Raw genomic sequence first — 25,121 nt, forward strand, 5'->3', positions numbered from 1 at the left:
TGCGCTGATTCAGTTTAGGCGATCAATGCGTTTTCACACACTCTGCTCCGGAAGCGGCCATACGGTTCACCTTTGTGAACGGCGCATCGTCAGCCCTATCTGTCATGCAAATACGGGTGTGAATGAAATGGCTCCAGGACGCATCCCTGCCATTCGCATCTCGACACCCACAAATGCCGGCCGTCACTTTAAGCTGAGGGGTACTTGTGTCTCGCATTGTCTAACGCCTCCCCAGACGCTCGTCGCGCATTCATTACAGGGCATTGGACAAAGACAGGGGGCGACTCGGCTTCAATTGGTCTCGCATCCAGGTCGAACCCGGCGTTGGCGCGGAATTCCTTTTGCGCTTCCTGTGGCGTAAGTGTCGCCGATCCAGGTAAGCGGCAAGCTCGGCAATCTTCTTTGAACATCCGAAACAGACGTCTGGACAAGTCCGAACCGGCATGCCGGGTAAACGACTATGTCGAGTTCTCCGTCGTCATTATTGACACCCCTAGCAATTATGCTAGATTTCATCCTTAATTGATGCAGTCTCAATAAGCGTCAATGACAGACACGGTTTCGTACGAGGAACCTCGTTACATAAAATTAGTATAACTACTTATATGGAGACAAAAATGCGATGGAGATACCTTGCGGCCGGTTCGATTACCGCCGCACTCGCGTTGCCGGTCCATGCCCAAAGCTCGGTTACGCTATACGGCATCATCGATCTGGGACTTACCTACACCAACATTGCGCAAACGGCCAAAGTTGGGAACAGGCTGATCGGAGCCTCTCAATTTGCCCTGACGGACGCTCACGCGACTGGATTGAGCGGTAGTCGCTGGGGATTACGCGGTGCTGAGGACCTCGGTGGCGGCATGAAGGCGATCTTTGTGCTCGAAAATGGATTTATGGCCAATACCGGCGCCCTCGCGCAAGGGGGCGCCGAATTCGGAAGGCAAGCCTACGTAGGGGTCTCCAGTAACTACGGGACGGTGACAGCGGGACGGCAATATGACCCCCTGATCGACTTCGTGCAGCAGTTTTCTGCGTCGGGTTCGTGGGCGGGATATATGGGCGCGCACCCTGACGATCTCGACAATCTGACTAACACCAACCGCATCAATAATTCGGTCAAGTTTACGACCGCGAAGTATGGCGGTTTTAGCGCCGCTGCGTTGTACAGCTTTGGAGGTGTTGCCGGAAGCGAGACGCAAAACCAGATCTGGGGTGCCGGACTGGGCTACACGGGCGGCTCGTTTGCGCTAGCCGCGGGCTATCTCAACGCACGTGATCCGAACGTCTCGTTTTACGGCAATACGCCAAACAAAGGAACATCCACAGCCAATAATATTGGCTCCGGGGGGAGCGCTACCGCGCCTCAATCCAATCCGGTTTTCGCCGGATATGCTTCGGCCAAGACGCTCCAGATTATCGGCGGCGGCGCCTCCTACACGGCTGGCAGCGCCATCTTCTCGCTTGCGGCAACCAGCACCCGGTTCGATTCACTTGGATCGGCATCCGGACCCAATCCTTTGGGCTACAGCGGCGACGCAGTATTCACGAGCCTCGATTTCAATGTCCGGTATCGGCTGACCCCTGCTCTACAGTTAGGCACCGGCATCGACTATACCCATCGGAACTCCGTGAAAAACGATCAGGGTGCGAAGTACCTTCAACTTGATCTTGGCGCGGACTACAACGTTTCAAAGCGTACAGATCTCTATCTGTTGACAGTCCTGCAGCGCGCCATAGGACGTGACTCGTTGGGTCAGTCTGCAGTCGCTTCGATCGCAGGCTTCAGCCCGTCGACCACAGACAAGCAGATTGGCGTACGCCTGGGCATCCGGCACAAATTCTGACCAGTCGTCAATTGCCTTCGGCCACGCGCTTTCTTCGGGTAGTGCGTGGCACGGCAGCCTTCGTACTCTCTGCTTCTGCTTGCTCCAGCCATGCCTCGAACCCGTTCAGGAGGAGGTGTAAGCCTTCGTCAAACGCGCGATCCGCACTTAGTTCGGAGAATGCCTTACCAACCAGCTTCGCCGCCGGATAGCGATCATCGGGTGCGGAGTCAAACTTACCGCGGATGTAGGCAGAGTGATCTGCCGGTGATTGTCTTCCAGCGGCCGAAATACTCGACGACAACAAATACTGCGCGAGCAGGTGATACGCAAGCGCAGCCCGGTCAGGCACGAAGCCCCCCTGAAGGAAGGCAGAAGTTGTGTGATTGAAAAGCGCCATACCGTAATCGACCTCTCCGGGCGCGACGGATTGGAACAGGCGAAAGCGGTTATGCGACGCAATGTATAGGCTGATTCCAGGCATTTCCCGAGCCAGCGAGAAAGCCACCCGCGCTATCTTTTCGACATCCGCGCGCCAGTTGCCGGTCAAGGCCGGCAATGCCTCGAGACGCTGCCTGTAGTAGCCGTTGAGTACGCCGGAGATCAGGTCGTCGCGGCTGCCCAGGTAATAGTGAATCAGTCCCGGCGCAACACCAAACTCCCTGGCAAGCTGAACCATCGATACCTGATCGAGCGGCATCGCTTTTGCCATCTGACTTGCGCGTTCGATGATGACATTGCGCGAAAGAATAGGCTCCGCTCCGATCGCAGATGCAGTTTTCGGTGGCCGACCGCGTCTTCGTGGCGCGATTTCGTTGGTTGATTCCAGTTTATTTTTGGGTGCAGCCATCGCCGTTAGTGTGCTGGTCGGGAAAGTACCGACAGTCTAACTCCAAATTTTAATTGACACTATCTCAATTAATTTCTAATCTGACTGCACGGAATTCAATTTTTGGAGCAGACGTGGCAGAGACGGATAAAGCAGTCATCACTGCGGGCTTGCGCGGCGCGAACTGGGACCCTGCGTTAATGCAACGGCCTTACAAGGTCGTGCCTTACGCGTTGCAAACAGCGGATGGTCAAAAGACGCTGGGGTTCCTCTTCACGACGACGGGAACTGAAAAGACGGTGGTCTCGATCATGCATCCCCGCGAGATGTCGGTTACGCATTATCTGGTTCCCGCCGTGCTCGATGCCGATTGTGCGTGCTGGGTGCAGGGGCCTCGTTCGATCGGTAACGACCTGAGACTGGAGCACGAGATCGCGCTGCTCGATGTAGCGGCGGGGATGCAACATCTACGCTCGCTCGGTTACCAGGACGTCGTCCTTCTCGGCAACTCCGGAGGCGGCTCGCTCTACGCGTTCTATAACCAGCAAGCCCGTCTGGCGCCGGAAAGCCGGATAGCCAGGACGCCGGCGGGTAGGTCCACGGGACTTGGCGAGGCCGAGATGCCGACGGTCGACGGATTCATACTTGTGTCTCCTCATCCTGGTCAGGGAGCAATCCTGCTGCGTGGGCTAGATCCAAGCGTCGTGGACGAAAATGATCCGATGTCCGTCGACCCGGCTCTCGATCCGTTTTCTGTCGAAAACGGTTACGACATGGAGACGCGTACCGCGAAATACATGCCGGAATTCCTGGACCGCTACCACGCAGCACAGATCGAGCGCGCAAAGCGGCTCGATATTCGCGCACGGGAATTGCTCTCCGCGAGGCAGCAGGCACGCAAGCGTGTCAAGGACGGCTCCAGCAGTCCATCGGACCGCCGCATCGCTGCATACGCGCCGATCCTTCATGTCTGGCGTACGGATGCGGACCCGCGGGCATGGGACACGTCCATTGATCCGTCAGACCGGAAACCCGGGTCCCTATGGGGAAATGATCCGTTTGCGTCCAACTGGGGCAGCGTCGGATTTGGGCGGGTCGTGACGCCTGACTCGTGGCTATCCACCTGGTCGGGGCTTGCAACCAATGCGTCGTTCGAGAAGTGTGCTGCTTCGATCGCCGCACCCACATTGCTGATCGAATACACGGGCGACCAGTGTGCGTTCCCCAAGGACCTCGAAACGATCTACGAGGATATTGCTGCTGCCGACAAGCAGCGTGTCAGGGTGCGCGGTAACCACCACGGCATGGCATTGAGTCGGGGCGAGCCTTCCGGTCGCGACGTTGTGGCCGAACATATTGGCAAGTGGCTGCGCGAGCGTTTTTGCGTGGCATGAAAAAGTGACTAGCATGCAGGAGATAACGTTGGAACAGTCTCGGTTCAGACCAAAGTCCCCTTTACCGGGAGTACGGTATCCCGACCTCGACAGGTTAAAGCACTACGTCGAAGAAGGTACATTAGGCAATCAGTCGCTGATCTCGGCGCTTCGTTCGTCGTTTCGGGAAAACGCAGACAAGAAGGCATTTGTGGGTCCCGAAGGAGAGGTCACCTACGCAGAACTTGACTCTCTGACAGACCGCTTCGGTGCCGCCCTGATCAGGCTCGGAGCACGGCCTCTTGATCGGGTGATTCTCCAGTGTGGTAACTGCAACGAGTTACTTCTGGCTTTCATTGGTTGCCTGAAGGCGTCCCTGATTCCGCTGTGCGCGTTGCAGGCGTTTCGCAAGCACGAGATAACTTACCTCGGCAACCTGTGCGAAGCGACCGTGCATTTTGTGCAAGGTGACGACGCGAAATTCGACGATGTCGCTTTTGCGACGGAGATGCAAGAGTTTGTCCCTACTCTCAAGCTCATCGTTCAGGCACGCGGTGACGCCCGTGGGAGCGCAACCGGTTTCTCATCGCTCGTCCACAGCATCAGCCGGGAGGAAGCGCTGCAGATTCTCGCGGGCATTGACGACGACCCATTTCAGGCCGCCGTATTTCAACTGTCGGGCGGCACGACAGGCGTGCCAAAGATCATCCCGCGTTTTCAGAACGAGTATCTGTACAACATGCGCGCCGTGGCCGAATGGAATCGCTACTCGAGCGCAGACGTCCTTTTCATGCCGACCCCGTTCATGCACAACATGAATATGGTGTGCTTCTTCGGACCCATGTTGCTCGTCGGGGCGAGCATCGCTGTTTGCCCCGACATCAGGCAGGAGACGCTTGCCGACGCTATTGCGAAATACAGCCCGACGTGGTTTGGGCTAGCCGGCCCGATTCTGTCTCGAGTCTCTGAGCAAATGAAGTTGGCTTCCCCAGAGGAAAAAATCCGCCGAAAGCTCATTGGGCCCAAAAACGCTCCACGCTTGCGCGAGATGCTTGGTTCGCCCTGTTATCACATCTTTGGAATGACGGAAGGCGTGATTATGTTTGCGCGCGAAGGCGATCCGACTTTCGTGCTTGATGAATCGGTGGGACGCCCGGTGTCGTCGCAAGATGAAGTAAAAATTGTCGAACCGGGCACGGACGTGGAATTGGCCGACGGAGAAGTTGGCGAAGCGCTGTTTCGAGGGCCCTATACCATCCGCGGCTACTACAAGTCCGAACAGGAAGATGTTCATCGATTTACGCCCGACGGTTATTACCGGTCTGGCGATCTGATGATGGCGCAGACATTCGCAGGGCAGCGCTACTTTTTCTTCCGTGGCCGCACGAAAGACGTCGTCGACCGCGGTGGCGAAAAGATCAATGCGGAAGAACTCGAAAATATTATCAACACCTTTCCCAAGGTGCATGCGTCGGCCGTGGTTGGTATGCCGGACCCCGTCTATGGCGAGAAGGTCTGCGTTTTCGTTATCCCTGATCCCGGCAGCGAAGTGATTTCACTGGCGGAACTGACTTCGTTCCTGGAACAGGCAGGCCTCGCGAAATTCAAGTGGCCTGAGCGCCTGGAAGTGATTGCCGAATTTCCGGTTACCGCATCAGGCAAGCGCAGCAAGATCCTTCTCCGACAACAACTGATCGAGCGCCTTCGGCAAGAAGCCGTTGCGAAAATCGTCACTCAGGGTTAAGCCATGAACCAGACTGTTTCCCCTCACGTCCAAAATAATCCTGTTCTGCGCGGCGTTCATCACACCGCACGCCCGACGTGGAAGCTGGAAGAGACTGTCCATTTTTATCGGGATCTTCTGGGGTTGCCTCTCGTCCACGCGATTTCGGCACGAGGTTGGGGTCCCGCCGATCACGCAGATTTTCTTCATTTTTTCTTCGACAGCGGCAATGGCAGCACGATCGCATTCTTCTACTACATCGGTACTGAACGTCCGGAAAAACTGACGCCGACTGACCATTACCAGGACCGCGCGACTCACACAGCGTGGCTGGTTTCGAACCAGGAAGAACTTGCGGCGTGGCGGTCGCACGTTGAGGGAGCCGGGATACCGCTGCGTTATCAAGTACGCCATGAAGTCATCGAGTCGATCTATTTCAACGACCCGAATGGTTATCCGATCGAAATCACTTATCAGACGCGTCCGTTCGACGACAAAGATACGGGCGACGCGGCTCGGACCATTCAGGCAGCGGTCGATATGGAGCGCCAAAACGCGCAAGGCAAGCCATTCAAGTCGATCGATTCGGTATGGAAGAGTAAGGGAAGCCGGCTCAACGATACGAGCGCAAACGATGTTGCGTCCGTATTCGTTCTCGATGTACCCGAGTTCAGACCGCTCGTAGACGCGGTGGAAACACGCGAAGGATACCGGTCGACCCACGTGACCGGCGGCTACATCCGTATTGATGGCAATCCGGGCATCGCGTTCACCCGCAAGGACCTGGGATTCAAGCCCGCAGTGTGGTACGGCGCGCTGACGGGTGGCCTGGTCGGCGACATCAAGCAGTTCGATACGGATAGCCTGATTATCAGTCCGTTGGTGCAATCATGAAGATCGACATTGTTGGTGGTGGTCCAGCGGGCCTTTTTCTGGCAATTCTGCTGGCGCGACAGGCGCCGGATGTATCCGTCGAAGTGTTCGAGCAGAACGAGGCCGATGCAACATTCGGATTTGGTGTCGTACTGGCCGACACCGGTCTGTCAAGGTTGAACGACGCAGCGCCGGATGTATGCGCCGATCTCGTGAAGGCGATGAAGTTCAGCACCCAGCAGACGATAATTTCCCGCGAAACGCCGATCGTAATTCAGCGTCCAGGACAGGGCGGTGGTGCAATTCCGCGGCTGAAATTGCTGAGCGTCCTTCAGGATCATGCTGCGCGATTGCGCATTCCGGTGACGTACTCGTCCAGGGTAACCGATCTCACATCCCTTCAAGGCGATGTTGTCGTAGGGGCTGATGGTGTCAATTCAAGAGTCCGTTGCAGCGATGAAAATGGCTTCGGAACAACCCGCTACGATCTGACGAATCATTTCGCATGGTTTGGCGTTGAAAAGCCGTTTAGTTGTCCTGCACTGGTATTCCGGAAGTTTGAGGGCGGCTACTTCGTTGCTCACTACTATCCGTACTCTGACCATATGAGCACGTTCGTTGCGGAATGTGACCATAAGACGTGGCGGGATCTTGGCTTCGAAAATGCGACTGCCGATGAGCGGCGTGCGGTGTTCGAGCGAGCATTTGCGCCCGAACTCGATGGGTTCGGCCTTGTGTCGAACAACTCTGTGTGGCGCCAGTTCCCCGTGATCCGCAATGCAAACTGGTATAGCGGTAATCGTGTATTGGTGGGCGACGCGCTCGCCAGCGCGCATTTTTCGATTGGGTCCGGCACCCGCATCGCCATGGAAGATTCAATCGCGCTTGCGCAGGCCATCGCCGCCAACACGAACGATGCCTCGCTGGCTCTTGCAAACTACGTCGACTTGCGGCGTGAATCGAAGGACCGCCTGATCGGCGCGTCCGAGGCGTCGTATCAGTGGTACGAGTCAATTCGTGACTGGATGGGGCAATACACGCCACACGAATTCATCTACCAGTTTATGACTCGTACGGGCCGCGTCGACGCGGCACGGCTTCGCGAACAGTATCCAGCGCTTGTCGCCGAACTGGAGGTCGCGGGGGCGATTCCGGCCAACGAGGCGCACCCATGATCCGAAGTTACGAATACATATTGAGCGAACTGCCTTTCGTGGTCCGCCGCACGGTTCGTTGGGGGGACTGTGATCCCGCCGGCGTCGTCTATACCGGGCGCTTTCCAGAATATGTACTCGGTGCGCTCGCGCTGTTCAAGGAGCACATTGCGCGTGCAAGTAATGATGACAGGTCTTTTCTCGGAAAACAGCATGGCGTCGGATTGCCTTGCCGCGGTATGTCTTTCGATTTCTCCGGCACGTTGTGGCCACATAACGAGGTCGACATCGAATGTTTTGTTGGAGACATCCGCACCCGGACCTTCGACATGCATTGCGTTGGACGCCGTCCAACTGGCGAGCCTGTCTTCGACGCGAGATTTTCGCCAATCTGCGTACGCGCCGACGCGCGCATCAGCACCGACATTCCGGAATCGCTGCGCTCGACGCTGCAGCGCTTCACACGGTTGACTTCAGAGGGAACGGAGAAAGCATGAATTACCGAATTGGCCAGATTGTGCCGAGTTCTAACATCACGATGGAGAAAGAGATCCCGGCGATGTTCGCCTCTCTGATGCGTCGAAACCCGGAGCATTCATTCACGTTTCATTCAAGCCGCGTACGCATGCATCGCGTTGTGGTGGAGGAACTGGAGCAAATGAACCGCGATATGGATCGATGTGCGATCGAGCTGGCCGACGCAAGAGTTGATGTGCTCAGTACGGCGTGTCTGGTTGCGATCATGTGCATGGGACCTGGATACCATCGGATAGCTGCGGAGACCCTCCGACGCGCGATAAATGGCAGCGGAGCAAACACCGAAGTGATGACGTCAGCCGGAGCGCTGGTGGAGGAACTGAAGAGTTTCGGCGCGAAACGGATTTCGTTAATGGCGCCATACACGGACGCCTTGACTCGAAGGGTTGTCGAGTACATCGAGGGCGAAGGCATCGAAGTTCAGGACGCAATCAATTTTTCGATCGAAGACAACCTCGATGTCGGCGCTCGTGACCCCATGAAGTTGCTAGAAGACGTCAAGCACCTGAATGTCAGGAACGTAGACACGGTCGTGCTATCCGCCTGCGTCCAGATGCCCTCTTTGCCGGCAATCCAGAAGGCGCAGGAGATGCTTGGAATTCCGGTGACTTCCACCGCTGCGTGCACGGTCCGTCAGATGCTGAAGCTTCTGAAACTCGAGCCTTCGCTACCCGGCGCGGGAGCGTATCTCGGAGATTGGGGCGGCGTGTAGGGGGCGTTCGATGCTCACGACGGCAGTTCAAACAAAATGACCAGGAGACGACAAATGGAAACGGAATCAGGACGCGACGGCGGCCCAGCAACGAGCATCATCAACGTTTGCGGGGCAGCACTGGGGATGGCCGTTGGTTTCGCTGCAATCTTTATCTCGACCAATGGTGTCTTCATCCCTGCGGTCCTGCGCGATTTTCATTGGGGGCGGGCCCAGGCGGCCCAATCCTATGCAGCTTCGATGTTGGGGCTCGCGCTAGTCAGTCCGCTGATTGGCATACTGATGGACCGTTTTGGGGTCAGGAAGGTGGTGCTCATCTCAGCGTTGGTCTTTGCCGTCGCAATGGCGTGCATGGGTCTGCAGGACGGCAACAAGGTATGGTGGATCGGTCTCTCGCTGATCATCGGAATGTCAGGTGCGGCAACCTCGGTGCTTGGCTACCTTGCCATTCTCCCGCAATGGTTCGACAGGCGTCTCGGTCTCGCAATCGGATTTGCCATGGTGGGCCTGGGTGTCGGTACGATCGTTCTCCCTGCTCTGTCTGCAAAGCTGATCGCCATGTGGGGCTGGCGGACCGCATACCAGGTGCTAGCTGCTATATCGCTGGCAGGGGCATTGCTTGCCTTTCTTATGCTCCGGGAAAACCGGAAGGTACATCGGCCAATGGGGGCAGTGACTCACGGGACACCGACTGGTCCTGTCGTGCGCCATAGGGGCCTCAAGGTTTTCATCATCTTCCTGGGTGCTTTTCTCGCCTCAAGCGCCGTGCTGTCGCTTGGTCCGCATCTTCCGGCGCTGCTGATGGATCGAGGAATATCTGCTCAGGATGCAGCAAAGAGCGCCTCACTGATTGGTCTCGGTATTCTTGTGGGCCGTTTGAGTTCAGGCTTTCTTGTCGATCGGGTTCACGCTCCGTTTGTCGCCTGTTGCTATTTTTTGTGTGGCGCAGCTGGATTCATTCTGCTGGGACAGATTGACAGCTATGAGGGCGCGTTGTTCGCTTCCGTGCTGGTCGGGCTCGCTATTGGCGCGGAGGGCGATCTGCTTTCGTATCTGGTGCGCGCCTACATCGGCCTCGAGAGGTTCGGTCTGTTCTATGGGACTGTGTTTTCGGGCTATTCGCTGGGTGCCGTAGTTGGTCCGGTCGTCACCGGTCACTACTTCGACACGCACAAGAATTACTCGCTGCCATTACAGGCAGGACCGGTTCTCCTGGTTGTCGCCAGTCTCCTGTTTGTAAGTCTGGGGCGGTATATGAGACCAGGCTTGCGTCACGGCGATTCGATGCATCAGGTTGCTATTGCGGGCGAGTGAAAACTGGCCCGGAAATGTCGATGCTCGAACAGCAGTTTCCGCCGACAACACGCGAGATGTCACAGACGCTCGGATAGCCGTAGGACCTCAGAAGCGGCTATTAACCTGGTCCGTCTCAACGGCGGGTTAGGGTCGATTTGGTGCGGTCGCTGTCGGCCCGGGTTCGGCCAATAACGACGAGTCAACATCGACCGACCGATCGTCGACAATCGGACCACCGAATCATTCAGAGGGGTGGAAAACTCATGTCGATTGCCATGACCGGAGTCACGACTTCCATCACGCTACTCGTCGTATTTTTGCTTTCCACATTCAGTAGAAATGCAGTCGCCGTCGGTTGCCCTGGCGAGGACAGTATTGCAAGGTATGGCGCGCATGAACTTGCCATTATCAGGAAGGTGACTGCGGGCATTCCGGTCGGGTTACGGTATGTACCTCAAGAACATTTCGATAATGTCGTGGATTCCCGGTCCTATTGACAGAGTCCAGACACGCCTCCACCTCCCTTTTTCTTCTCGCGGTTTCGAATGTCTAAAAACATTTAGCAGACGAAAATCGGCCTGCTGCTCTGTCGTCCCTCGTGCCTCACCGGTTCCGCGGAATAAACGAGCTCGCTGAGAGCTTGATGGCGTGGGGCACAAAGAGAGGACCGGCATGCCACTGACTGGCCATTACTCAACTTCAAACACTTGCCCCTGATTTTCCTTATTCCAGCAAGCTGGCATATTGGTCACGGTGCCACAATGCTCGCCGATTTGCCCTCCCACAGTAGGAGCTGAACAGAGGCAATCGCCTTTCCCTGCTGGTTCTCGCCGCCGACCAGAAGTACACCGTCATCAACCATGAAAGACAGACCATAGGCTCTCGCCCCGGGCAAATGTCCGGCCGTCTGCCACTTTCCGTCGATCAACGCGTAGATATCATCGTGCCAGGTTTTCTGCAAACCACGATGCGCGTAATTCTGCCCCTGCCGATACTGGTTCCATGCACCCGGGAAATTGGCGCCGCCGGCCACGAGCAGAACACCGTTGCTATAGCCCGCGAACGCACCCGCCAGTCCTTCCTGCTGCGACTGTCCCACTGGCGCAACCAGATCCGGCCCGCTCTGCGATGCCACGCTGTTGCCGTCGATCGTCACGCGATTGACCTTGTACGAACGCAATCCCGGCTTTAACTCCCCGTTTATCAACGTGACTTCATTACCCTTCACTGCTACTGCCGCACCAGCGGTGGGCGGATACGTAACCTTACCGAGGGTTCCCCAGGCGTTCTCGGCCGGTGTATAGCTCAACACATCAGTTGAAAACAGGTAGTCCTGCGGACGCTTGCCAAAGTACTCGTTCGCGATTTCGCTCTTGCGTTTCTCATCGCTGCCAGCCGCCTTCAGATCCTGGAAATAGCCATCGAAGATCGCCTTGTTTACGCCACTGAAGAACAGCACACGCTGCCCGTCGACCGACACAGCCACCGCACCCAGCAAACCGAGTGGGCTGCGTGTCTCCAGTTTTCGCCAGTTGTTGGCCACCGGGTCGAAGCAGTAAACATCCGAGAACATTATCGTGTCCACGGTGTTGTCGGACCGCTTGATCTCCCCCGCACCACCGAAGATATAGATCTTTCCGTCGACAGCCGCGGCGACGCTCTGGTCGCGGGGCTCAGCTGGGAAGTCCGCAAGACGTTGCCACCTCGGCTCAGGCGCAGAGAGATCGATTGAGAACCAATCCTTCCCTGCCGACCCGAGCCCCGCGTAAATGACCTGCCCGACCTTGACGCCTGCTCCGTTCTTGAGCGGAACGGGAAACGCCGGATAGGTTGTTACCGCGTAGGTGGTCGCGCTACTGAGAATAGTCATAAAAATGCTAACCCTTAAAAATCGGTATAAGAAATTAACCATGTTGTCTCCATGTTTCCCGCGTATTCAGGATTTCAGAAATGATGACTCATGCCCACGTCCCATCCTGCTCTGCCACTCGGCGCCCGTCTGTCGTAGACAAGATCCGCATAGAGAAAGGTCGCCTTCGACAGGTAATACTGGTAACCCGCTCCCAACTTGCGTGAAATCCAGGGGTAGGTGGTATACGAGTCGTATCCTCCCGCGGCATTGAGCGTTTTCGTGTTCAGTACGTCATAGGAAAATAGCCAGGTTCCGGTGCCCATCGGCACGTAGAGTCCAGCCAGCATATTGATTGCTTTGACCTGCATTTTGTCGGTGCCAGGCGCCGTGTATCCACCAGCCTGTACGCCAAACGACGCTTTGACAATTCCCCAGTCGTAAATTGCGGTGGCACCTAGTGCCTTCGTGCTGTAGGCGGTTGCCTCGTAGCCCACGCCGAAGTAGACAGGTCCCTTGCTGTAGCCCGCCGCCGCACTCACCGGGAGCGAACCCGTCACGGTGATGTTTTTGACAAGCGCCGTCTGGATAACAGGTGGTGTCGCCCAGACCACCTTGGGATCGCTCTGGGCGACCTGAACACTTGCAAAGAATCCGTCGTAGTTGAGATTCACGCTGCCTGCATTCTGGTTGCGCGCTGAGCTAAAAAGATGATTGGCATGCAGTCCGGCATTGTTACGAGAAACGTACGAGTAGGTTCCCCATGGGTCTCCCATCAGGAACACTACCCACGCAGGTGTGAGCTTGCGTCCTGCGTCGATTGATCCGTATTCATTTTGCACCCCGATAATGGATTTTGAATCGAAGAACCCCGCCGGGCCGTTAACCCCTGTGCCTCCGGTTTGCACTCCATTCTGCAGCGTGATGCTGGACTGCAGGTCAAAGAAAACGGAATATCCACCGCCGAGATCTTCCTTACCTTTGAAACCCAGCAGACTCCCCTCTCCCTGCCCCTCACGAAACTGACCGTTGCTATCGATTTCCCTGCCGATACTGGCGTCGGCCCGCCCGTACATCGTCAACGACGATTGTGCAATTGAGAATGAAGCGGTCGAGCCGAGACACACGGCGATTGATAATTTCAGTGCTTTCCGGGTTTTCATGTATATGATTTTTTCGTTGCCTGGGTAGAGGAGATCTCGTTAACCTGGGTATTTCCGTACCATTTTCATATCATCTATTTCGCAGTACTTATTTAATTATTGACTGCTATTTCACATGAATCAGTTACCTCAAAACAGACAATGTTTCGACGTTCGATCTCCCACTATGACGCCAATGTCGCGCGGGGCTCCCTGTCATCGAAACGAGCACCAGCCTCACATGTCCAGCAAGGGCGCCTTCAGGCAGTCATGCGAAAGTTCACTCAGGCACTGACCTTGCATTTTAGTATGCCAGATATCTGATATCAAATGTGAGCGGCGAAATCCTAACACATCAAGATTTGTGGAAGATTGGTATTTGCCCTGGACGTGCGCTGACCGGTTTGCAATGCCCCCCCCTTTGAGCTCTGTGTCTGGAGCGCGAATCGCGAGAAGGGTTTTGGCGAGCAATGCCGCCGGGGGGACAGCAGGAGGAAAAGCACCCGGACGGGGCGATGGGCACTGTCCAGGCGTTCTATGAGCGTGTGTGGGTACAACGTGTGGCGCAAGGCCAGCGGGGGGACACCGTTACCTCAGGACGCTTCCCTGATCATCGGAGACGCGTCCATCCGGGAAAATATCGTGTTGAAGTGCCTTTCGTACGCACTCATCAATCCGTTCAGGTCCCTGGCCTCAATCATCTTTACGATATCAGCATGGTCACGCGCAGACGCCTCCATCGCCTTGCGCGTGGGCGGCAGTTCGCTGTGATTCATGCGATTGAATACACGCCAGAAAAGATCGGTCAGCGTGCCCAGAAACGCATTGCCAAGGCAACGGTACATCGTAGCGTGAAACTGCCGGTCCTCTTCTTCGAAAAGCTCTCCGATTTTCGCCTTCTTCACCATCCTGCTCGCGAGCTCTCGTAGCTCCTGAACATCGGCAGACGGAATTTGCCGCAGAACCGCTGGAACGGAGCCAAGTTCGATCGCTGCCCTAACCTGCAGCAGATCTCTAACGCTGCGGCCGCTGGCGACGAATGCATAAGGGAGGTTCTCGATAATCGAATCGAAGGAGAACGCCTTTACGTAGATACCTTCACCGTGACGAGACTCCACAATGCCAAGCGACTCCAGGCTCTTCACAGCTTCCCGCAATGACGGCCGGCTAATGCCCAGATCCTGGGCCAACACACCTTCAGGTGGCAGAGGGTCGCCAAATCGCAACTGATGGTCTTCGATGTATTTCTTGATTTCTATCTGGGCCTGCCGGTAGGCAGGGACACGAGCGGTCATTTTCATCTCCACCTTCCCATGATGTTGGCCTGAGCGCGACAAGCTTTGCGACAGGGCCGCAACGAAGCGCTTGCAACGTAGACTTTTGGAATGCTAGGATAAGACATCAGATATCTGATTCTAACACAGTAAAAAATGGACTCCGTCGCTCGCTAACCCGGCTGGGAAAGCACGGGTGATGCGATCGTTTTCCAGCAAGCTTGACAGATTCGCCGTGTTGCGCCGGCTCCGGAAGTGCCTCGTATGCTCATCTAGCAGACGCAACATTATTATAAGTATACCTAATTAAATAGAGACATTCGCGTTTGGTACGGGTTAATGCAGGCACGCAACCCGTCCTTACACCCAAACAGGAGGAAATATGGCAAACCCGTCGATTGCGTACCGGGTCGCAAGGTGGTTTCTTGCACCGCTTGCACTCATTGCGATGACGTCTCTGTTGAGTGCGTGCGGCGGCGACACAGGAACAGCCAGCGCGCCGCCCGCTCAGAGTTCGCCCTCGCCCAATTCGTAGTCGCTACGTCCCTCGATCACCGCGCAGTAGCCACGGACTCCTCAATCCCGAGGAGCGCCGGATCTCTCGTTGCACCAACCGACGGAAGGGTTTTCAATGAAAATCTCACTCAGCAAACTTGTAGCCAGCATCTGCCTCCTTGCGGCAAGTACCGTATCGCACGCGGGTATTCCGGCTGTCAGTCTCTACCCCGCATCAGACGCCAGCACTGCGTGCTACCGCATCCCTGCCCTGCTCACGTTACACGACGGCACCATGCTGGCCTTTGCCGAAGCGCGAATCACCAGTTGCGCGGATTTTGGCAATGTAAAGATCATGGTGCGTCGCAGTACCGATCATGGGACCACCTGGTCAACCCAACAGGTCGCAGCCAGTTACGGCACGCTCCAGGCTGACAACGCGGTACCTGTCGAGGACACGACGGACCCGAACTACCCGAACGGACGAATATTTCTGTTCTACAACACGGGCAACGCTTCGGAAGCCAGCGTCCGTGCTGGTAACGGACTGCGCGAACAGTGGTACACCACCTCCGAGGATGGCGGCGTGACCTGGGATGCCCCGGTCAATATCACGGCCCAGACGGCGAAGCTTTCGGCGGCGCCCTACAACAATCCTGCCGACTGGCGCACACTGGCGATGGGCCCAGGTCACGGCCTCCAGACTTCCTCCGGTCGGATTTTTATTGCCGGCAACCATAGCGCCGGCGCTCCGCAAAGCAACTATACCGACTACGTAGCGTATGCCTTCTACTCCGACGACCACGGACAAACGTTCAATATCGTCCCCGACATCGCCTATCCGGGTTCGAACGAATCCACCGCGGCACAACTGAGCGATGGCCGCGTCATGATGAACAGCCGGGATCAGTCCGGCGCCTCCAAAGCCCGCGTCGTATCGATCACGAGCGACGTCAATGGCAATGTGTTCGGTACGCCGTACATTGACAAGACACTGATCGACCCGGTCGCTGAGGGAAGCCTGCTTGCCTCCACGGTCAACGGCCAGCCATACCTGTTCTTCTCGAATCTCGCTAACACCACCACCCGTGCTGACCTGACCCTGCGCGCCAGCAGCGACAACGGCCAGACCTGGGCGAAGTCCCTGCGCATCACGGGTCTCTCGGCGGGGTATAGCGACATTGCCGTGATCGATGCCAATAACATCGGCATCCTCTATGAGCAGTCTTCGATCAAATTCATGAAGGTACCGTTCTCCACCCTGCTTGGTACGCCTTAACGCGCGAGCGCAGTCGTGCGAACGATCTTCAGAATCGCACGACTGCCAGGCAGATTGGAACTGTCCGGGGCATCCCGGCGCATCTGGGTCTCGTGACCGATCCGTACGCTGCCCCGTCACGAATCACCTTTACCTCTACTTCTCAAAGAAAGCGACAAGAGAATCTCATGTCACGACTATTTTCAGCACTGCGTCCACTGACCGTTGCCGTTCCCATTGCTCTTTCAATCACGGCGTGCGGCGGAGGTTCAGATCTATCCGTTCCCCAGGTGGCGCAGACCTGGGAGCAGGTCATGACCGACAATGGCATCACCGGCCTCTTCACCCAGCCCGTCACACTCCGCCAGTACGCACGGACCAGCGCGGCTGGAAACAGTGTCAGGATCAGGCTATCGAACGTTTATTCGTCGAAGCCACTTGATATCGGTTCCGCGAACGTCGCGCTACGCGACGACACGTCGTCGGAAGGGTCCGCCATACAGCCTGGAACACTTCACGTCGTCACATTCAATGGCGGAAGTCGCAGTGTGCAGATTCCAGCTGGCGCGGTTATTGAAAGCGATCCGGTTGCAATGAGTCTCACATCCGAAGCCGATCTGCTGGTAAGCATGTATTTTCCCTACTCCCCCAACCTCGAGGACATCCATGCTTACGAAGGTGGCAACCCAACTACGGCGGTACCGGAAATCTCCTATCTGGTTGCAGGCGGAGACGTCACCGCAAACACGGCCCTCAACCCGGCCCAGTACACGCAGGTACCTTCAAAATACATTCTGACCGGTGTGGACATTACGCCCGCAGCGACTATCCGGACAATGGTCGCATTTGGTGACTCGATCACCGACCACGCCCACGTTTCCGCACCCAATAAGGATTACCCGAGCCAGCTTGGTGCCATCATGAATTCGTCAGACGCAGCGTCCGGGCTCGCAGTTGGAAACGCAGGGATCAGCGGCAATGAACTCCTGGTCGATCAACCGGCCACTCCCACGAACGGACAGGCAGGCATTTCGCGATTCAAGCGCGATGTACTGGATCGTCCCGGTGTAACGGATGTGGTCGTACTGGAGGGAACCAATGATCTTCACAAAGGTTTTTCGAACTGGACGACCGATCCGAATGCCGTGGCAGACAACACTGCCCAGCTTATCGCCGGATACAGGAACCTTATTAGCCAGGCGCATCAGCACAGCATCAGGATCTATGGAGGGACCATCATGCCCGTGGGCAGCTGGTACAACAACACCCAGGCGGACAGTGCGCGTCAGGCGGTAAACGCATGGATCAGAACATCGAATGAGTTTGATGGTGTCGTCGATTTCGATCTGGCGACCCGCGATCCGTCCAATCCATCAGTGTTGGCAGCGGGCTGCGGGAGCAACGACGGGATTCACCCGACTGACCCGGGCACTCTCGTGATGGCCAATCTGACCGCGAGCGTCGTGTTCAATCGGAAGACGGACCCAAAGCTGTTGTCCTGTTCTGGTACGTCGTAAGGCGGTTTATCTTCGGTGATGGCAATCAGGTACAAGGGGTCGTTTCCGAAGACGACCCCGAACGCAGTCCGTCAAATTTTTCTGCGACCACACACGCGCCATGAGGACCCGCGCTCCGTCAAACCAATACGCGGCAATGTACGAACGCCCACATCTCCCATCCGCCAACCGGTTCACCAATGACCTCTGCAGGAGCATCTTCGTCTGCGCGCGTTCATACGAAACGTGACGGGGAGGAATCCGAGGGCAACAGGGCTGGTCGCTGGCGCCCCTCACGCCGCCAGCGACGACGTATCCATCCGCGCAAAGATCGTATTGAAGTGCTTTCTGTACGCCTTCGCGAGTCCCTCGAGGTTGCGAGCCTCGATCATTTTGACGATCTCCATGTGGTCAACTGCCGTCGCCTCGACAAGCCAGTGCTCCGGCTGTCCTGTCGAGGAATTGAGGCGGTGAAACACCTGCCAGAACAGATCGGTCAGTGTGCTCAGGAACGGATTCTGAAGACGCCGGTACATCGTTGCGTGAAATTCGCGGTCCTCCTGTTCGTATAGCTGATGAGCCTGCGCTTTTTCGAGCATCCTGGCGGCCAGCTCGCGCAACGCGCGGGTGTCGTCCGCTGTGATGCGTTCGAGGATAACCGGTACCGCGCCCAGCTCGATTGCCGCGCGAACTTCCAGCAGGTCTCGCAGACTATGGCCGTCCGCGATAAAAGCATAGGGAAGGTTGTCGATGATCGAATCGAATGAAAACGCCTTCACGTAGATGCCTTCGCCATGCCGTGATTCGACCACACCAAGCGATTCGAGACTCTTCATCGCCTCACGCAAAGACGGGCGACTCATTCCCAGTTCCTGCGCGAGCTGCCCCTCCGGGGGGAGCGCATCGCCAAAGCGCAACCGATGCTGCTCGATGTACTTCTTGATCTCGACCTGGGCCTGCCGGTAGGCCGGTATGCGTGCCGTCATTGTTGCTCTCCACTCAAGCGGCTCAATCGCCTGTTCGGTCCATCCCCGTGTTCCGAGACGTGCCGCAACCGCGCAGTCGACTCCTGTCGTTTTCCCTGGGCCGCAAAACCGCAAAAAGCACTTGCATCGTCGAATTTTGCGGTGCTACGATTTGACCTCAGATATCAGATATCTGATTCTAGCACGGGTTTCGAGTATGGCGTGACAGCGGTGTATCGTTTTGAAAAAGATCTGCAGCTGATTTCGAACGAACACCAAACCATGGCTCAACCATCCCAAAGTAGAAAGACTCAAAACTATTAGCCATGATTTGTTTAGGAGATCAGATGATGAAGAAGGCGGGATGGATTGCATGCGCTGCGGCCGCACTCTATGCGTTCTCGACAACGGCCAGTGCGCAATCGAGCGTCACCTTATCCGGACGCATCGACGCCGGTTTTGCCTATCTGAACAATGTTCAGAGTGCCCCCGGAAAGACCACGTCGCGGTTCGGCATGCAAAGCGGCGACTGGGGTACCGGCATGTTGAACTTCAGCGGCACCGAAGATCTCGGTGACGGTCTGAAGACGATCTTCTTTCTGTCGGATTCGCTAAAGGCCGTAACCGGTACAGCCGGCGCTCAGGACCGGAAAGCATATGTGGGTCTGACCAAGGATAACTACGGTACGCTCAAATTCGGTCGAGACCTGTTCATCAGCAATGGTGTCGCGGCGATCGACCCGTTCGTTCAGGAACTGTTCGGCTCCCCCTCTCTGGTACGCGGACGTAACTGGCAACAGACCAACAATAACGTTTCATATCTGAGTCCGTCGTATCACGGCTTCGACTTTGCTGGACAATATTCGTTCGGCGGACAGGCAGGCAGTTGGAACGCGACCAACTTCGGGCCGTTCGGCCGCTCCGACGGAGTTCAACTGACATATCGCACCGGTCTTTTCGATATTCGCGCCATCTATGATGAACTGCGCGATGCCAACGGGCACTTCAGCAACGTGTTTACCGCTTCGCGTGAGTTCATCGTCGGTGGAAACGTCAGGCTCGGGCCGTTCACCATTCAGGGCGCAGCGACGCGCATGATCGCACCAGACACCACACCGGGATTGGCTAGCACGGCGAATCACTACTGGCTCGGCACCAATTATCAGGCCACACCTTATCTTCTGTTGACGATCGGCGCCTATCACGTCGATGTCGGCAATGGCAACGGCGACGCAACGCACGATGCTCACGGCCACGCCACGATGTATGAGATCGGCTCGACCTACAACCTGTCGAAGCGGACATTCCTGTATGCCACGGCCGCCTATGTGCGCAACAGCGGAAATTCGACTTTTTCGCTCGAACCGAACAATCCGGGCCTGAACAACAGCAATCTGGACAACCCGTTACCGGGCCATTCACAGACCGGCGCTTACCTCGGTATCAATCATTCGTTCTGAGACCCCGGGCGAGACTTTCGCCTTGCATGAAGTCCGTGAAGCGATACGGTGACGCGACTTTGTCCCGCTCTGTCTGATCCAGTTTCTTCATGCCGTACCCGCGGCTGCCGTGCCGGTCCAGTCTGACCGGCACGGCTTTTTTTGTCACTCGTTTGCAGTCTTTCACCGCTGACTCAGAATTATGAAAAACCCACCTCACCTCGACGCCACTTCGTTTGTCCTGTTCGGGGGCACGGGTGATCTGGCGATGCGCAAAATCCTGCCTGCGCTCTACGAAGCCGAAATGTGCAACAGGCTGCCGTCGGAATTGCGCATTCTCATTGTCGCCCGCAAGTTCGACGTCCGCACGCAGTTGATCGACTGGCTCAACGACTGCGTTCGCAATCACGTTGCGCACGAACGCTTCGAAGCGGCCGCATGGAAAAGGTTTGTAGAACGCGTCGAGTATGTCCGGCTCGATTTCTCGCAGGCGAAGGATTTTCCGGCGTTGCGCGACGCGCTGGGGGAGCAGAGCGGCCAGACCATCTTCTATCTAGCGACCGGGCCCGCCTTGTTTGTGCCAATCTGCCGGGCGCTTGCCGCAGTCGGTCTGAACAGGAAAGCCCGGATCGTCCTCGAAAAACCGCTCGGTTACGATTCACGTTCGTCGCACGAAATCAATGACCAGGTCAGCGAAATATTTGCCGAGAACCAGATCTACCGGATCGATCACTACCTCGGTAAAGAGTCCGTGCAGAATCTGCTTGCGCTGCGCTTCGGCAACACGCTGTTCGAGCCGCTATGGCGACGTGAGTGGGTAGAAAGCGTCCAGATTACGATCGCCGAGGAGCTTGGCGTTGAGGGCCGTGGGGAGTTTTACGACAGCATCGGTGCACTGCGCGACATGGTCCAGAATCATCTGCTGCAACTGCTTTCGATCATCGCCATGGAGCCTCCGCACTCGATGGATGCAGATGCCGTGCGCGACGAAAAGCTGCGGGTGCTCCGGGCTCTCAAGCCCGTGCCGGTCAACGATGTGGATAGTATCGCCGTACGTGGTCAGTACAACCGCGGCGTGATCCGCAGTTCGCCAGTACCGGCCTACGCCGAAGAGGCCGGCATACCTCGAGCAAGCATGACTGAGACGTTCGTTGCGTTGCAGGTCGAGGTGGAGAACTGGCGCTGGGCGGGCGTACCGTTCTTCCTCAGAACCGGCAAACGGCTTGCCGACCGCGTCGCCGAAATCGTCATCACTTTCCAGGCGGTTCCGCATTCGGCGCTCGGGTCTGAATCGGTTCGTTCAGGTTCCAACCGGCTCGTCATCCGGTTGCAGCCCAATGAGGAAATCCGGCTTTACTGTCTGGCCAAGCGTCCTGGCGAGGGGATGACACTGCAACCCGTTCACCTGAACATCGATTTCGACCGGTTCTTCGCTCCCGATCGCATGGACGCATATCAACGCCTGCTGATTGATGTGATTCACGGCCGTCTTGCGCTGTTCGTTCGCCGCGACGAACAGGAAGCCGCGTGGCGATGGGTCGAGCCGATTCTTAACGAATGGTCCATCCGGAACAAACCACCCAGACCCTACGTGGCGGGCTCGTGGGGACCCGCCGCATCGAGCGCAATGCTGGCTCGCGCGGGGACCTGCTGGTTCGAAGAAGAAAACTGATACGGCAACGCGGGCGCGCGGCGAACAGCCGCGCCCGCCCGACACAGCAATCAGCGAGGGATGGATACGCCGATCTTGTTGTTGACAGATTTAACGCCGGGAACCGACTGCGCGATCGCACCGGCCTTATCGACCTGGTCCGCTGATGAGACCCAGCCGGTCAGCGTGACGGCACCGCCGGACACTCGCACGGAGATCGTCTGCTGGGAGTCGAGTTGATGGGATTTGGCAAGCGCCTGCAGCACATCGCGCCTGAGCTTCCTGTTGTATGCCTTGATCGTCTTGGCGCTCGATGCAGTCACTGGTACAGATACGCCTGCGCTGGAGGCATTCGGCTGCGCGGCGGCATTGCAAGCTACCACAATGGCGACTCCTCCACACAACGTCCTGAGCAAGTCTGTCGTTCTCATGATTTCCCCTGCTTGATGTCGTAGATCCCTGCTGTACGGCGGCTGGGTGACCTTCCGCCGTAATCGTGTGGCGAGGCACAGCAGAGGCTGGTCCGAGTACCCCGCCTCGCGGGGTTAGTTATAGGCCCGCGCGGTGAGCTTGTTGTTGACCGCGGTTACACCGGGTACCTGTTGAACAACATCACCCGCCTTCTGTATCTGATCGGCCGCAGGGACCGAACCGCTCAATGCCACTGCGCTGCCTGAAACCCGCACGGAGATGCGCTCGTTACTCAAACCGGGCGTTTTCGCTAGCGCGCGCAGTACGTCGCGCCGGAGCTTTTTGTTGGCCGCCTTGACCGCCTTCGCGTTCGACGAAGCCACAGCGCTCGATGCGGGCACACTGGCGGTGCCCGGTTGTGCGCACACGTTCAACGCAACAACCAGTGCAATCGAGCCGCCAACCGTCTGTAAGACTGCTTTCATCCTCATTGTCTTCCCCTGTTTTTCCTGCGGATTGATCAATTGCGCTACAGACTGCGCCCGATATCGCACACGCGTGTCACTGCCTGCCGATACCAGGGTTCCAACCACGACAACGTTCATCTGATCGCCTTTGAACACGCGCAATCAGAGGTGCATCAACAGCATCTACCTCGTCCGGATGCCGTGCGACCCGCACTCATCTCATCGGCGCGGTCTGCCAAAGCAATGGCTAGTGGGTTTCTGTGACCTTATTCAGATGACTCGGCGTATCCGGATTGCGGCCGCGCGCGGCGGCAAGCCCCGCGGCCATCACATAGAACGACAGGATCGCGGCAATCGGGTCGAGGCTCTCGTGTGCCGTTGCCGCGAGCGGCAGCGTGGCGTCGGCGATATCCTGCGGAGCGGCGAGCAACACACGCGCACCGCGCGTGCGCATGTCGCGTGCAAGCTGCAAGAGGCTTGCCTGCTCAGGTCCACGCGGTGCGAACACAAGCAGGGGATAGTCGCGGTCGATCAGCTCCATTGGCCCGTGCCTCACTTCAGCACTAGAGAACGCTTCGGCCTGGATGCCTGAGGTTTCCTTGAGTTTCAGCGCCGCTTCCTGCGCGATCGCGAGACCTGGGCCACGACCAATGACGATCATCCGCTCGGCCGCGCGCAATTCTGGAATTGCCGCTGACCAGTCGAGTTCGCAAGCTGTCTTCAGAGCTTCGGGTAAGCTTGCCAGCGCTTCGATCAACGCGCCGTCGCGTTGCCAGAACGCAACCAGTTGCACGGAAACCGCGAGCATTGCGATATAGCTCTTCGTGGCGGCCACACTCAACTCGGGACCGGCAAGCAGTTGCAGATTCCATTCACAGACATCCGCCAATGGCGAGTCCGGCGCATTCACGGCAGACACCGTCAACGCCCCGGCCTTGCGCAGCACCTCCATCGTACCCACCAGGTCCGGACTACGACCTGACTGCGAGAAGGCCATGGCAAGCTGCCCCTGCACTCGCAGCGGCGCGTGCTGCAAGGTTGCGACCGACATCGGCAGCGAAGCAACCGGCACGCCGAGCCTGCTCATCGCCAGCGATGCGAAGTAGCTCGCCGCATGATCGGAACTGCCACGCGCCACGGTCAGCGCCACATTGCCAGCGCGTGCGGCAAGCATGTCCGCCAGTGCCGCGACAGGCGACGTGTTCGCCAGCTGCGCGGCGACGACAGCCGGCGAAGCCAGCGCTTCATTGAGCATTTTCGACAATCGACTCTCCTTCGATATAAGTTGCAGTAAGCGCCAGTGCGCGATCGAACACGACCAGATCGGCCCACGCACCACGCTCAATGCGACCTCGATCAGCCAGGCCGAGGTACTCGGCCGCGTGGCGCGATAAGTGGTTGGATACCTCGGCGAGTGGCAATCCGACCAGTACCAGGTTGCGCAGCGCCTGGTCCATCGTCAGCGTGCTGCCTGCAAGCGTGCCATCTGCAAGCCGTACGCCGCCCAGACACTTTGTCACGTACTGGCTTCCAAGCCGGTATTCGCCATCGGGCATGCCAGTGGCAGCGGTACTGTCGGTGACAGCATAGAGGCCCGGAATGGCCCGTGCAGCCGCGTGAATCGCGCCGGGATGCACGTGCAGCAGATCGGGAATAATCTCCGCATAGTCGGCATGTGCCAATGCCGCGCCGACCATGCCGGGTTCCCGATGATGCAAGGGTGACATCGCATTGAACAGGTGGGTGAACCCGCTTGCGCCATGCTTGAGTGCCTTCACTCCGTCGTCGTAAGAGCCGACCGTGTGGCCGAGCTGCACCCGTACGCCGCGTGCCGCAAGCTGGCTGATGATCTCCATGTGCCCTGCAATCTCTGGCGCGAGCGTCACGATGCGCACTGGTGCGAGTTTCATGTAGGCGAGCACCTCATCAAGCACCGCAACGACGGCCGCATCAGGCTGCGCGCCAAGCCGGTTCGGATTGATGTAGGGGCCCTCCAGGTGAATGCCCAGCACGCGTGCGCCGCCAGGAGCACGTGTGTGGGCAATTGCCCCGAGTTCGCCGAGCACGTGAACCAGCTTCTCGTGAGGCGCCGTCATCGTCGTAGCCAGCAGACCGGTGGTGCCATGACGCGCATGCAAGCGCGTCATGGTGGCCACGGCCGCGGCGCCCTCCATCACGTCGGCGCCGCCGCCGCCGTGTACGTGAAGGTCCAGGAAGCCCGGCAGAATGTACGGGTCATCGTTGCTCGCCGGATCGGCGTGATCGCCCTCCAGCGCCACGATGCGCCCCTCGTGTATATGCAGACGACCGTGGATCCAGCCGTCGGTCGTCAGAATGTTTCCGCTCAGCAT

At 57.4% G+C, this 25,121-nt stretch carries 22 protein-coding genes; 13 read left to right on the plus strand and 9 right to left on the minus strand.

What is annotated here, in order from left to right:
• Positions 1-617: 617 nt before the first annotated feature.
• On the plus strand, positions 618-1,847 hold the full coding sequence (locus GH665_RS17065) for a porin (RefSeq protein ID WP_153136910.1): 1,230 nt from the start codon (positions 618-620) through the stop codon (positions 1,845-1,847).
• A gap of 7 nt (positions 1,848-1,854) precedes the next feature.
• Here GH665_RS17065 and GH665_RS17070 read toward each other — a convergent pair whose 3' ends face one another.
• On the minus strand, positions 1,855-2,676 hold the full coding sequence (locus GH665_RS17070; RefSeq protein WP_153136912.1) for a TetR/AcrR family transcriptional regulator: 822 nt from the start codon (positions 2,674-2,676) through the stop codon (positions 1,855-1,857).
• Between the two features lie 179 nt (positions 2,677-2,855).
• On the opposite strand from GH665_RS17070, the gene GH665_RS17075 reads away from it, so the two are divergent.
• The 8 genes from GH665_RS17075 to GH665_RS17110 all read left to right on the plus strand — a co-directional run bounded on the left by GH665_RS17075 (position 2,856) and on the right by GH665_RS17110 (position 10,820).
• On the plus strand, positions 2,856-4,049 hold the full coding sequence (locus GH665_RS17075; RefSeq protein WP_153138534.1) for an alpha/beta hydrolase: 1,194 nt from the start codon (positions 2,856-2,858) through the stop codon (positions 4,047-4,049).
• 28 nt (positions 4,050-4,077) lie between these two features.
• Positions 4,078-5,772 (plus strand): AMP-binding protein, encoded by a 1,695-nt coding sequence (locus tag GH665_RS17080; protein WP_246216235.1) that lies wholly within the window; start codon positions 4,078-4,080, stop codon positions 5,770-5,772.
• Between the two features lie 3 nt (positions 5,773-5,775).
• Positions 5,776-6,645 (plus strand): VOC family protein, encoded by an 870-nt coding sequence (locus GH665_RS17085; protein WP_153136917.1) that lies wholly within the window; start codon positions 5,776-5,778, stop codon positions 6,643-6,645.
• Positions 6,642-7,799 (plus strand): FAD-dependent monooxygenase, encoded by a 1,158-nt coding sequence (locus GH665_RS17090; protein WP_153136919.1) that lies wholly within the window; start codon positions 6,642-6,644, stop codon positions 7,797-7,799. The genes GH665_RS17085 and GH665_RS17090 overlap by 4 nt, the downstream gene beginning before the upstream one ends.
• Positions 7,796-8,275: an acyl-CoA thioesterase gene (locus GH665_RS17095; protein WP_153136921.1), complete on the plus strand. Its 480-nt coding sequence runs from the start codon at positions 7,796-7,798 to the stop codon at positions 8,273-8,275. The genes GH665_RS17090 and GH665_RS17095 overlap by 4 nt, the downstream gene beginning before the upstream one ends.
• Complete coding sequence (locus tag GH665_RS17100; protein WP_153136922.1) at positions 8,272-9,027, plus strand: maleate cis-trans isomerase family protein; 756 nt, start codon at positions 8,272-8,274, stop codon at positions 9,025-9,027. Before GH665_RS17095 ends, GH665_RS17100 begins: the two co-directional genes overlap by 4 nt.
• A gap of 54 nt (positions 9,028-9,081) precedes the next feature.
• The gene (locus GH665_RS17105) at positions 9,082-10,341 is read left to right on the plus strand and encodes an MFS transporter (protein WP_246216236.1); all 1,260 of its coding nucleotides are present in this window, start codon (positions 9,082-9,084) and stop codon (positions 10,339-10,341) included.
• 245 nt (positions 10,342-10,586) lie between these two features.
• Positions 10,587-10,820 (plus strand): hypothetical protein, encoded by a 234-nt coding sequence (locus tag GH665_RS17110; RefSeq protein WP_153136927.1) that lies wholly within the window; start codon positions 10,587-10,589, stop codon positions 10,818-10,820.
• A gap of 251 nt (positions 10,821-11,071) precedes the next feature.
• On the opposite strand, the gene GH665_RS17115 is transcribed toward GH665_RS17110, so the two are convergent.
• The 3 genes from GH665_RS17115 to GH665_RS17125 form a co-directional block, all read right to left on the minus strand.
• Entirely contained in the window at positions 11,072-12,235 is a 1,164-nt protein-coding gene (locus GH665_RS17115; RefSeq protein WP_153136929.1) for an N-acetylneuraminate epimerase, read from the minus strand.
• A 32-nt stretch (positions 12,236-12,267) separates the two neighbouring features.
• On the minus strand, positions 12,268-13,335 hold the full coding sequence (locus tag GH665_RS17120) for a porin (protein ID WP_153136931.1): 1,068 nt from the start codon (positions 13,333-13,335) through the stop codon (positions 12,268-12,270).
• A gap of 572 nt (positions 13,336-13,907) precedes the next feature.
• A complete protein-coding gene (locus GH665_RS17125; protein ID WP_217361882.1) occupies positions 13,908-14,609 on the minus strand; it encodes a FadR/GntR family transcriptional regulator in 702 nt (233 codons plus the stop codon).
• A gap of 610 nt (positions 14,610-15,219) precedes the next feature.
• On the opposite strand from GH665_RS17125, the gene GH665_RS17130 reads away from it, so the two are divergent.
• Complete coding sequence (locus tag GH665_RS17130; protein WP_153136934.1) at positions 15,220-16,362, plus strand: sialidase family protein; 1,143 nt, start codon at positions 15,220-15,222, stop codon at positions 16,360-16,362.
• A 167-nt stretch (positions 16,363-16,529) separates the two neighbouring features.
• A complete protein-coding gene (locus GH665_RS17135) occupies positions 16,530-17,858 on the plus strand; it encodes a GDSL-type esterase/lipase family protein (RefSeq protein WP_153136936.1) in 1,329 nt (442 codons plus the stop codon).
• 272 nt (positions 17,859-18,130) lie between these two features.
• On the opposite strand, the gene GH665_RS17140 is transcribed toward GH665_RS17135, so the two are convergent.
• Positions 18,131-18,823, minus strand: coding sequence for a FadR/GntR family transcriptional regulator (locus GH665_RS17140; protein ID WP_153136939.1), 693 nt, complete (start codon positions 18,821-18,823; stop codon positions 18,131-18,133).
• Between the two features lie 326 nt (positions 18,824-19,149).
• Between GH665_RS17140 and GH665_RS17145 the strand changes: the two genes are divergently transcribed.
• Positions 19,150-20,262, plus strand: coding sequence for a porin (locus GH665_RS17145; RefSeq protein ID WP_408271789.1), 1,113 nt, complete (start codon positions 19,150-19,152; stop codon positions 20,260-20,262).
• Positions 20,263-20,443: 181 nt separating this feature from the next.
• Positions 20,444-21,913 (plus strand): glucose-6-phosphate dehydrogenase, encoded by a 1,470-nt coding sequence (gene zwf, locus GH665_RS17150; RefSeq protein WP_153136941.1) that lies wholly within the window; start codon positions 20,444-20,446, stop codon positions 21,911-21,913.
• 50 nt (positions 21,914-21,963) lie between these two features.
• Here the strand turns inward: zwf and GH665_RS17155 are convergent, their stop codons facing one another.
• The 4 genes from GH665_RS17155 to nagA all read right to left on the minus strand — a co-directional run bounded on the left by GH665_RS17155 (position 21,964) and on the right by nagA (position 25,121).
• Positions 21,964-22,215 carry a BON domain-containing protein gene (locus GH665_RS17155; protein ID WP_167530956.1) on the minus strand — a complete coding sequence of 84 codons (252 nt, stop codon included), beginning with the start codon at positions 22,213-22,215 and terminating at the stop codon, positions 21,964-21,966.
• A gap of 222 nt (positions 22,216-22,437) precedes the next feature.
• Positions 22,438-22,788: a BON domain-containing protein gene (locus tag GH665_RS17160; RefSeq protein ID WP_167530957.1), complete on the minus strand. Its 351-nt coding sequence runs from the start codon at positions 22,786-22,788 to the stop codon at positions 22,438-22,440.
• Between the two features lie 229 nt (positions 22,789-23,017).
• A complete protein-coding gene (locus GH665_RS17165) occupies positions 23,018-24,025 on the minus strand; it encodes an SIS domain-containing protein (protein ID WP_153138537.1) in 1,008 nt (335 codons plus the stop codon).
• Positions 24,015-25,121, minus strand: coding sequence for an N-acetylglucosamine-6-phosphate deacetylase (nagA, locus tag GH665_RS17170; RefSeq protein ID WP_153136947.1), 1,107 nt, complete (start codon positions 25,119-25,121; stop codon positions 24,015-24,017). Before nagA ends, GH665_RS17165 begins: the two co-directional genes overlap by 11 nt.

Source organism: Paraburkholderia agricolaris (assembly GCF_009455635.1).
GTDB lineage: Bacteria > Pseudomonadota > Gammaproteobacteria > Burkholderiales > Burkholderiaceae > Paraburkholderia > Paraburkholderia agricolaris.

What these genes read in the sequence shown, in the direction of transcription:
- zwf (WP_153136941.1), top strand. Translation starts at nt 20,444, where the DNA reads ATGAAAAACCCACCTCACCTCGACGCCACTTCGTTTGTCCTGTTCGGG.
- GH665_RS17105 (WP_246216236.1), top strand. Translation starts at nt 9,082, where the DNA reads ATGGAAACGGAATCAGGACGCGACGGCGGCCCAGCAACGAGCATCATC.
- GH665_RS17090 (WP_153136919.1), top strand. Translation starts at nt 6,642, where the DNA reads ATGAAGATCGACATTGTTGGTGGTGGTCCAGCGGGCCTTTTTCTGGCA.
- GH665_RS17130 (WP_153136934.1), top strand. Translation starts at nt 15,220, where the DNA reads ATGAAAATCTCACTCAGCAAACTTGTAGCCAGCATCTGCCTCCTTGCG.
- GH665_RS17165 (WP_153138537.1), bottom strand. Translation starts at nt 24,025, where the DNA reads ATGCTCAATGAAGCGCTGGCTTCGCCGGCTGTCGTCGCCGCGCAGCTG.
- GH665_RS17065 (WP_153136910.1), top strand. Translation starts at nt 618, where the DNA reads ATGCGATGGAGATACCTTGCGGCCGGTTCGATTACCGCCGCACTCGCG.
- GH665_RS17125 (WP_217361882.1), bottom strand. Translation starts at nt 14,609, where the DNA reads ATGACCGCTCGTGTCCCTGCCTACCGGCAGGCCCAGATAGAAATCAAG.
- GH665_RS17145 (WP_408271789.1), top strand. Translation starts at nt 19,150, where the DNA reads ATGATGAAGAAGGCGGGATGGATTGCATGCGCTGCGGCCGCACTCTAT.
- GH665_RS17115 (WP_153136929.1), bottom strand. Translation starts at nt 12,235, where the DNA reads ATGGTTAATTTCTTATACCGATTTTTAAGGGTTAGCATTTTTATGACT.
- GH665_RS17070 (WP_153136912.1), bottom strand. Translation starts at nt 2,676, where the DNA reads ATGGCTGCACCCAAAAATAAACTGGAATCAACCAACGAAATCGCGCCA.
- GH665_RS17085 (WP_153136917.1), top strand. Translation starts at nt 5,776, where the DNA reads ATGAACCAGACTGTTTCCCCTCACGTCCAAAATAATCCTGTTCTGCGC.
- GH665_RS17075 (WP_153138534.1), top strand. Translation starts at nt 2,856, where the DNA reads ATGCAACGGCCTTACAAGGTCGTGCCTTACGCGTTGCAAACAGCGGAT.
- GH665_RS17110 (WP_153136927.1), top strand. Translation starts at nt 10,587, where the DNA reads ATGTCGATTGCCATGACCGGAGTCACGACTTCCATCACGCTACTCGTC.
- GH665_RS17160 (WP_167530957.1), bottom strand. Translation starts at nt 22,788, where the DNA reads ATGAAAGCAGTCTTACAGACGGTTGGCGGCTCGATTGCACTGGTTGTT.
- GH665_RS17100 (WP_153136922.1), top strand. Translation starts at nt 8,272, where the DNA reads ATGAATTACCGAATTGGCCAGATTGTGCCGAGTTCTAACATCACGATG.
- GH665_RS17095 (WP_153136921.1), top strand. Translation starts at nt 7,796, where the DNA reads ATGATCCGAAGTTACGAATACATATTGAGCGAACTGCCTTTCGTGGTC.
- GH665_RS17120 (WP_153136931.1), bottom strand. Translation starts at nt 13,335, where the DNA reads ATGAAAACCCGGAAAGCACTGAAATTATCAATCGCCGTGTGTCTCGGC.
- GH665_RS17135 (WP_153136936.1), top strand. Translation starts at nt 16,530, where the DNA reads ATGTCACGACTATTTTCAGCACTGCGTCCACTGACCGTTGCCGTTCCC.
- GH665_RS17140 (WP_153136939.1), bottom strand. Translation starts at nt 18,823, where the DNA reads ATGACGGCACGCATACCGGCCTACCGGCAGGCCCAGGTCGAGATCAAG.
- nagA (WP_153136947.1), bottom strand. Translation starts at nt 25,121, where the DNA reads ATGCTGAGCGGAAACATTCTGACGACCGACGGCTGGATCCACGGTCGT.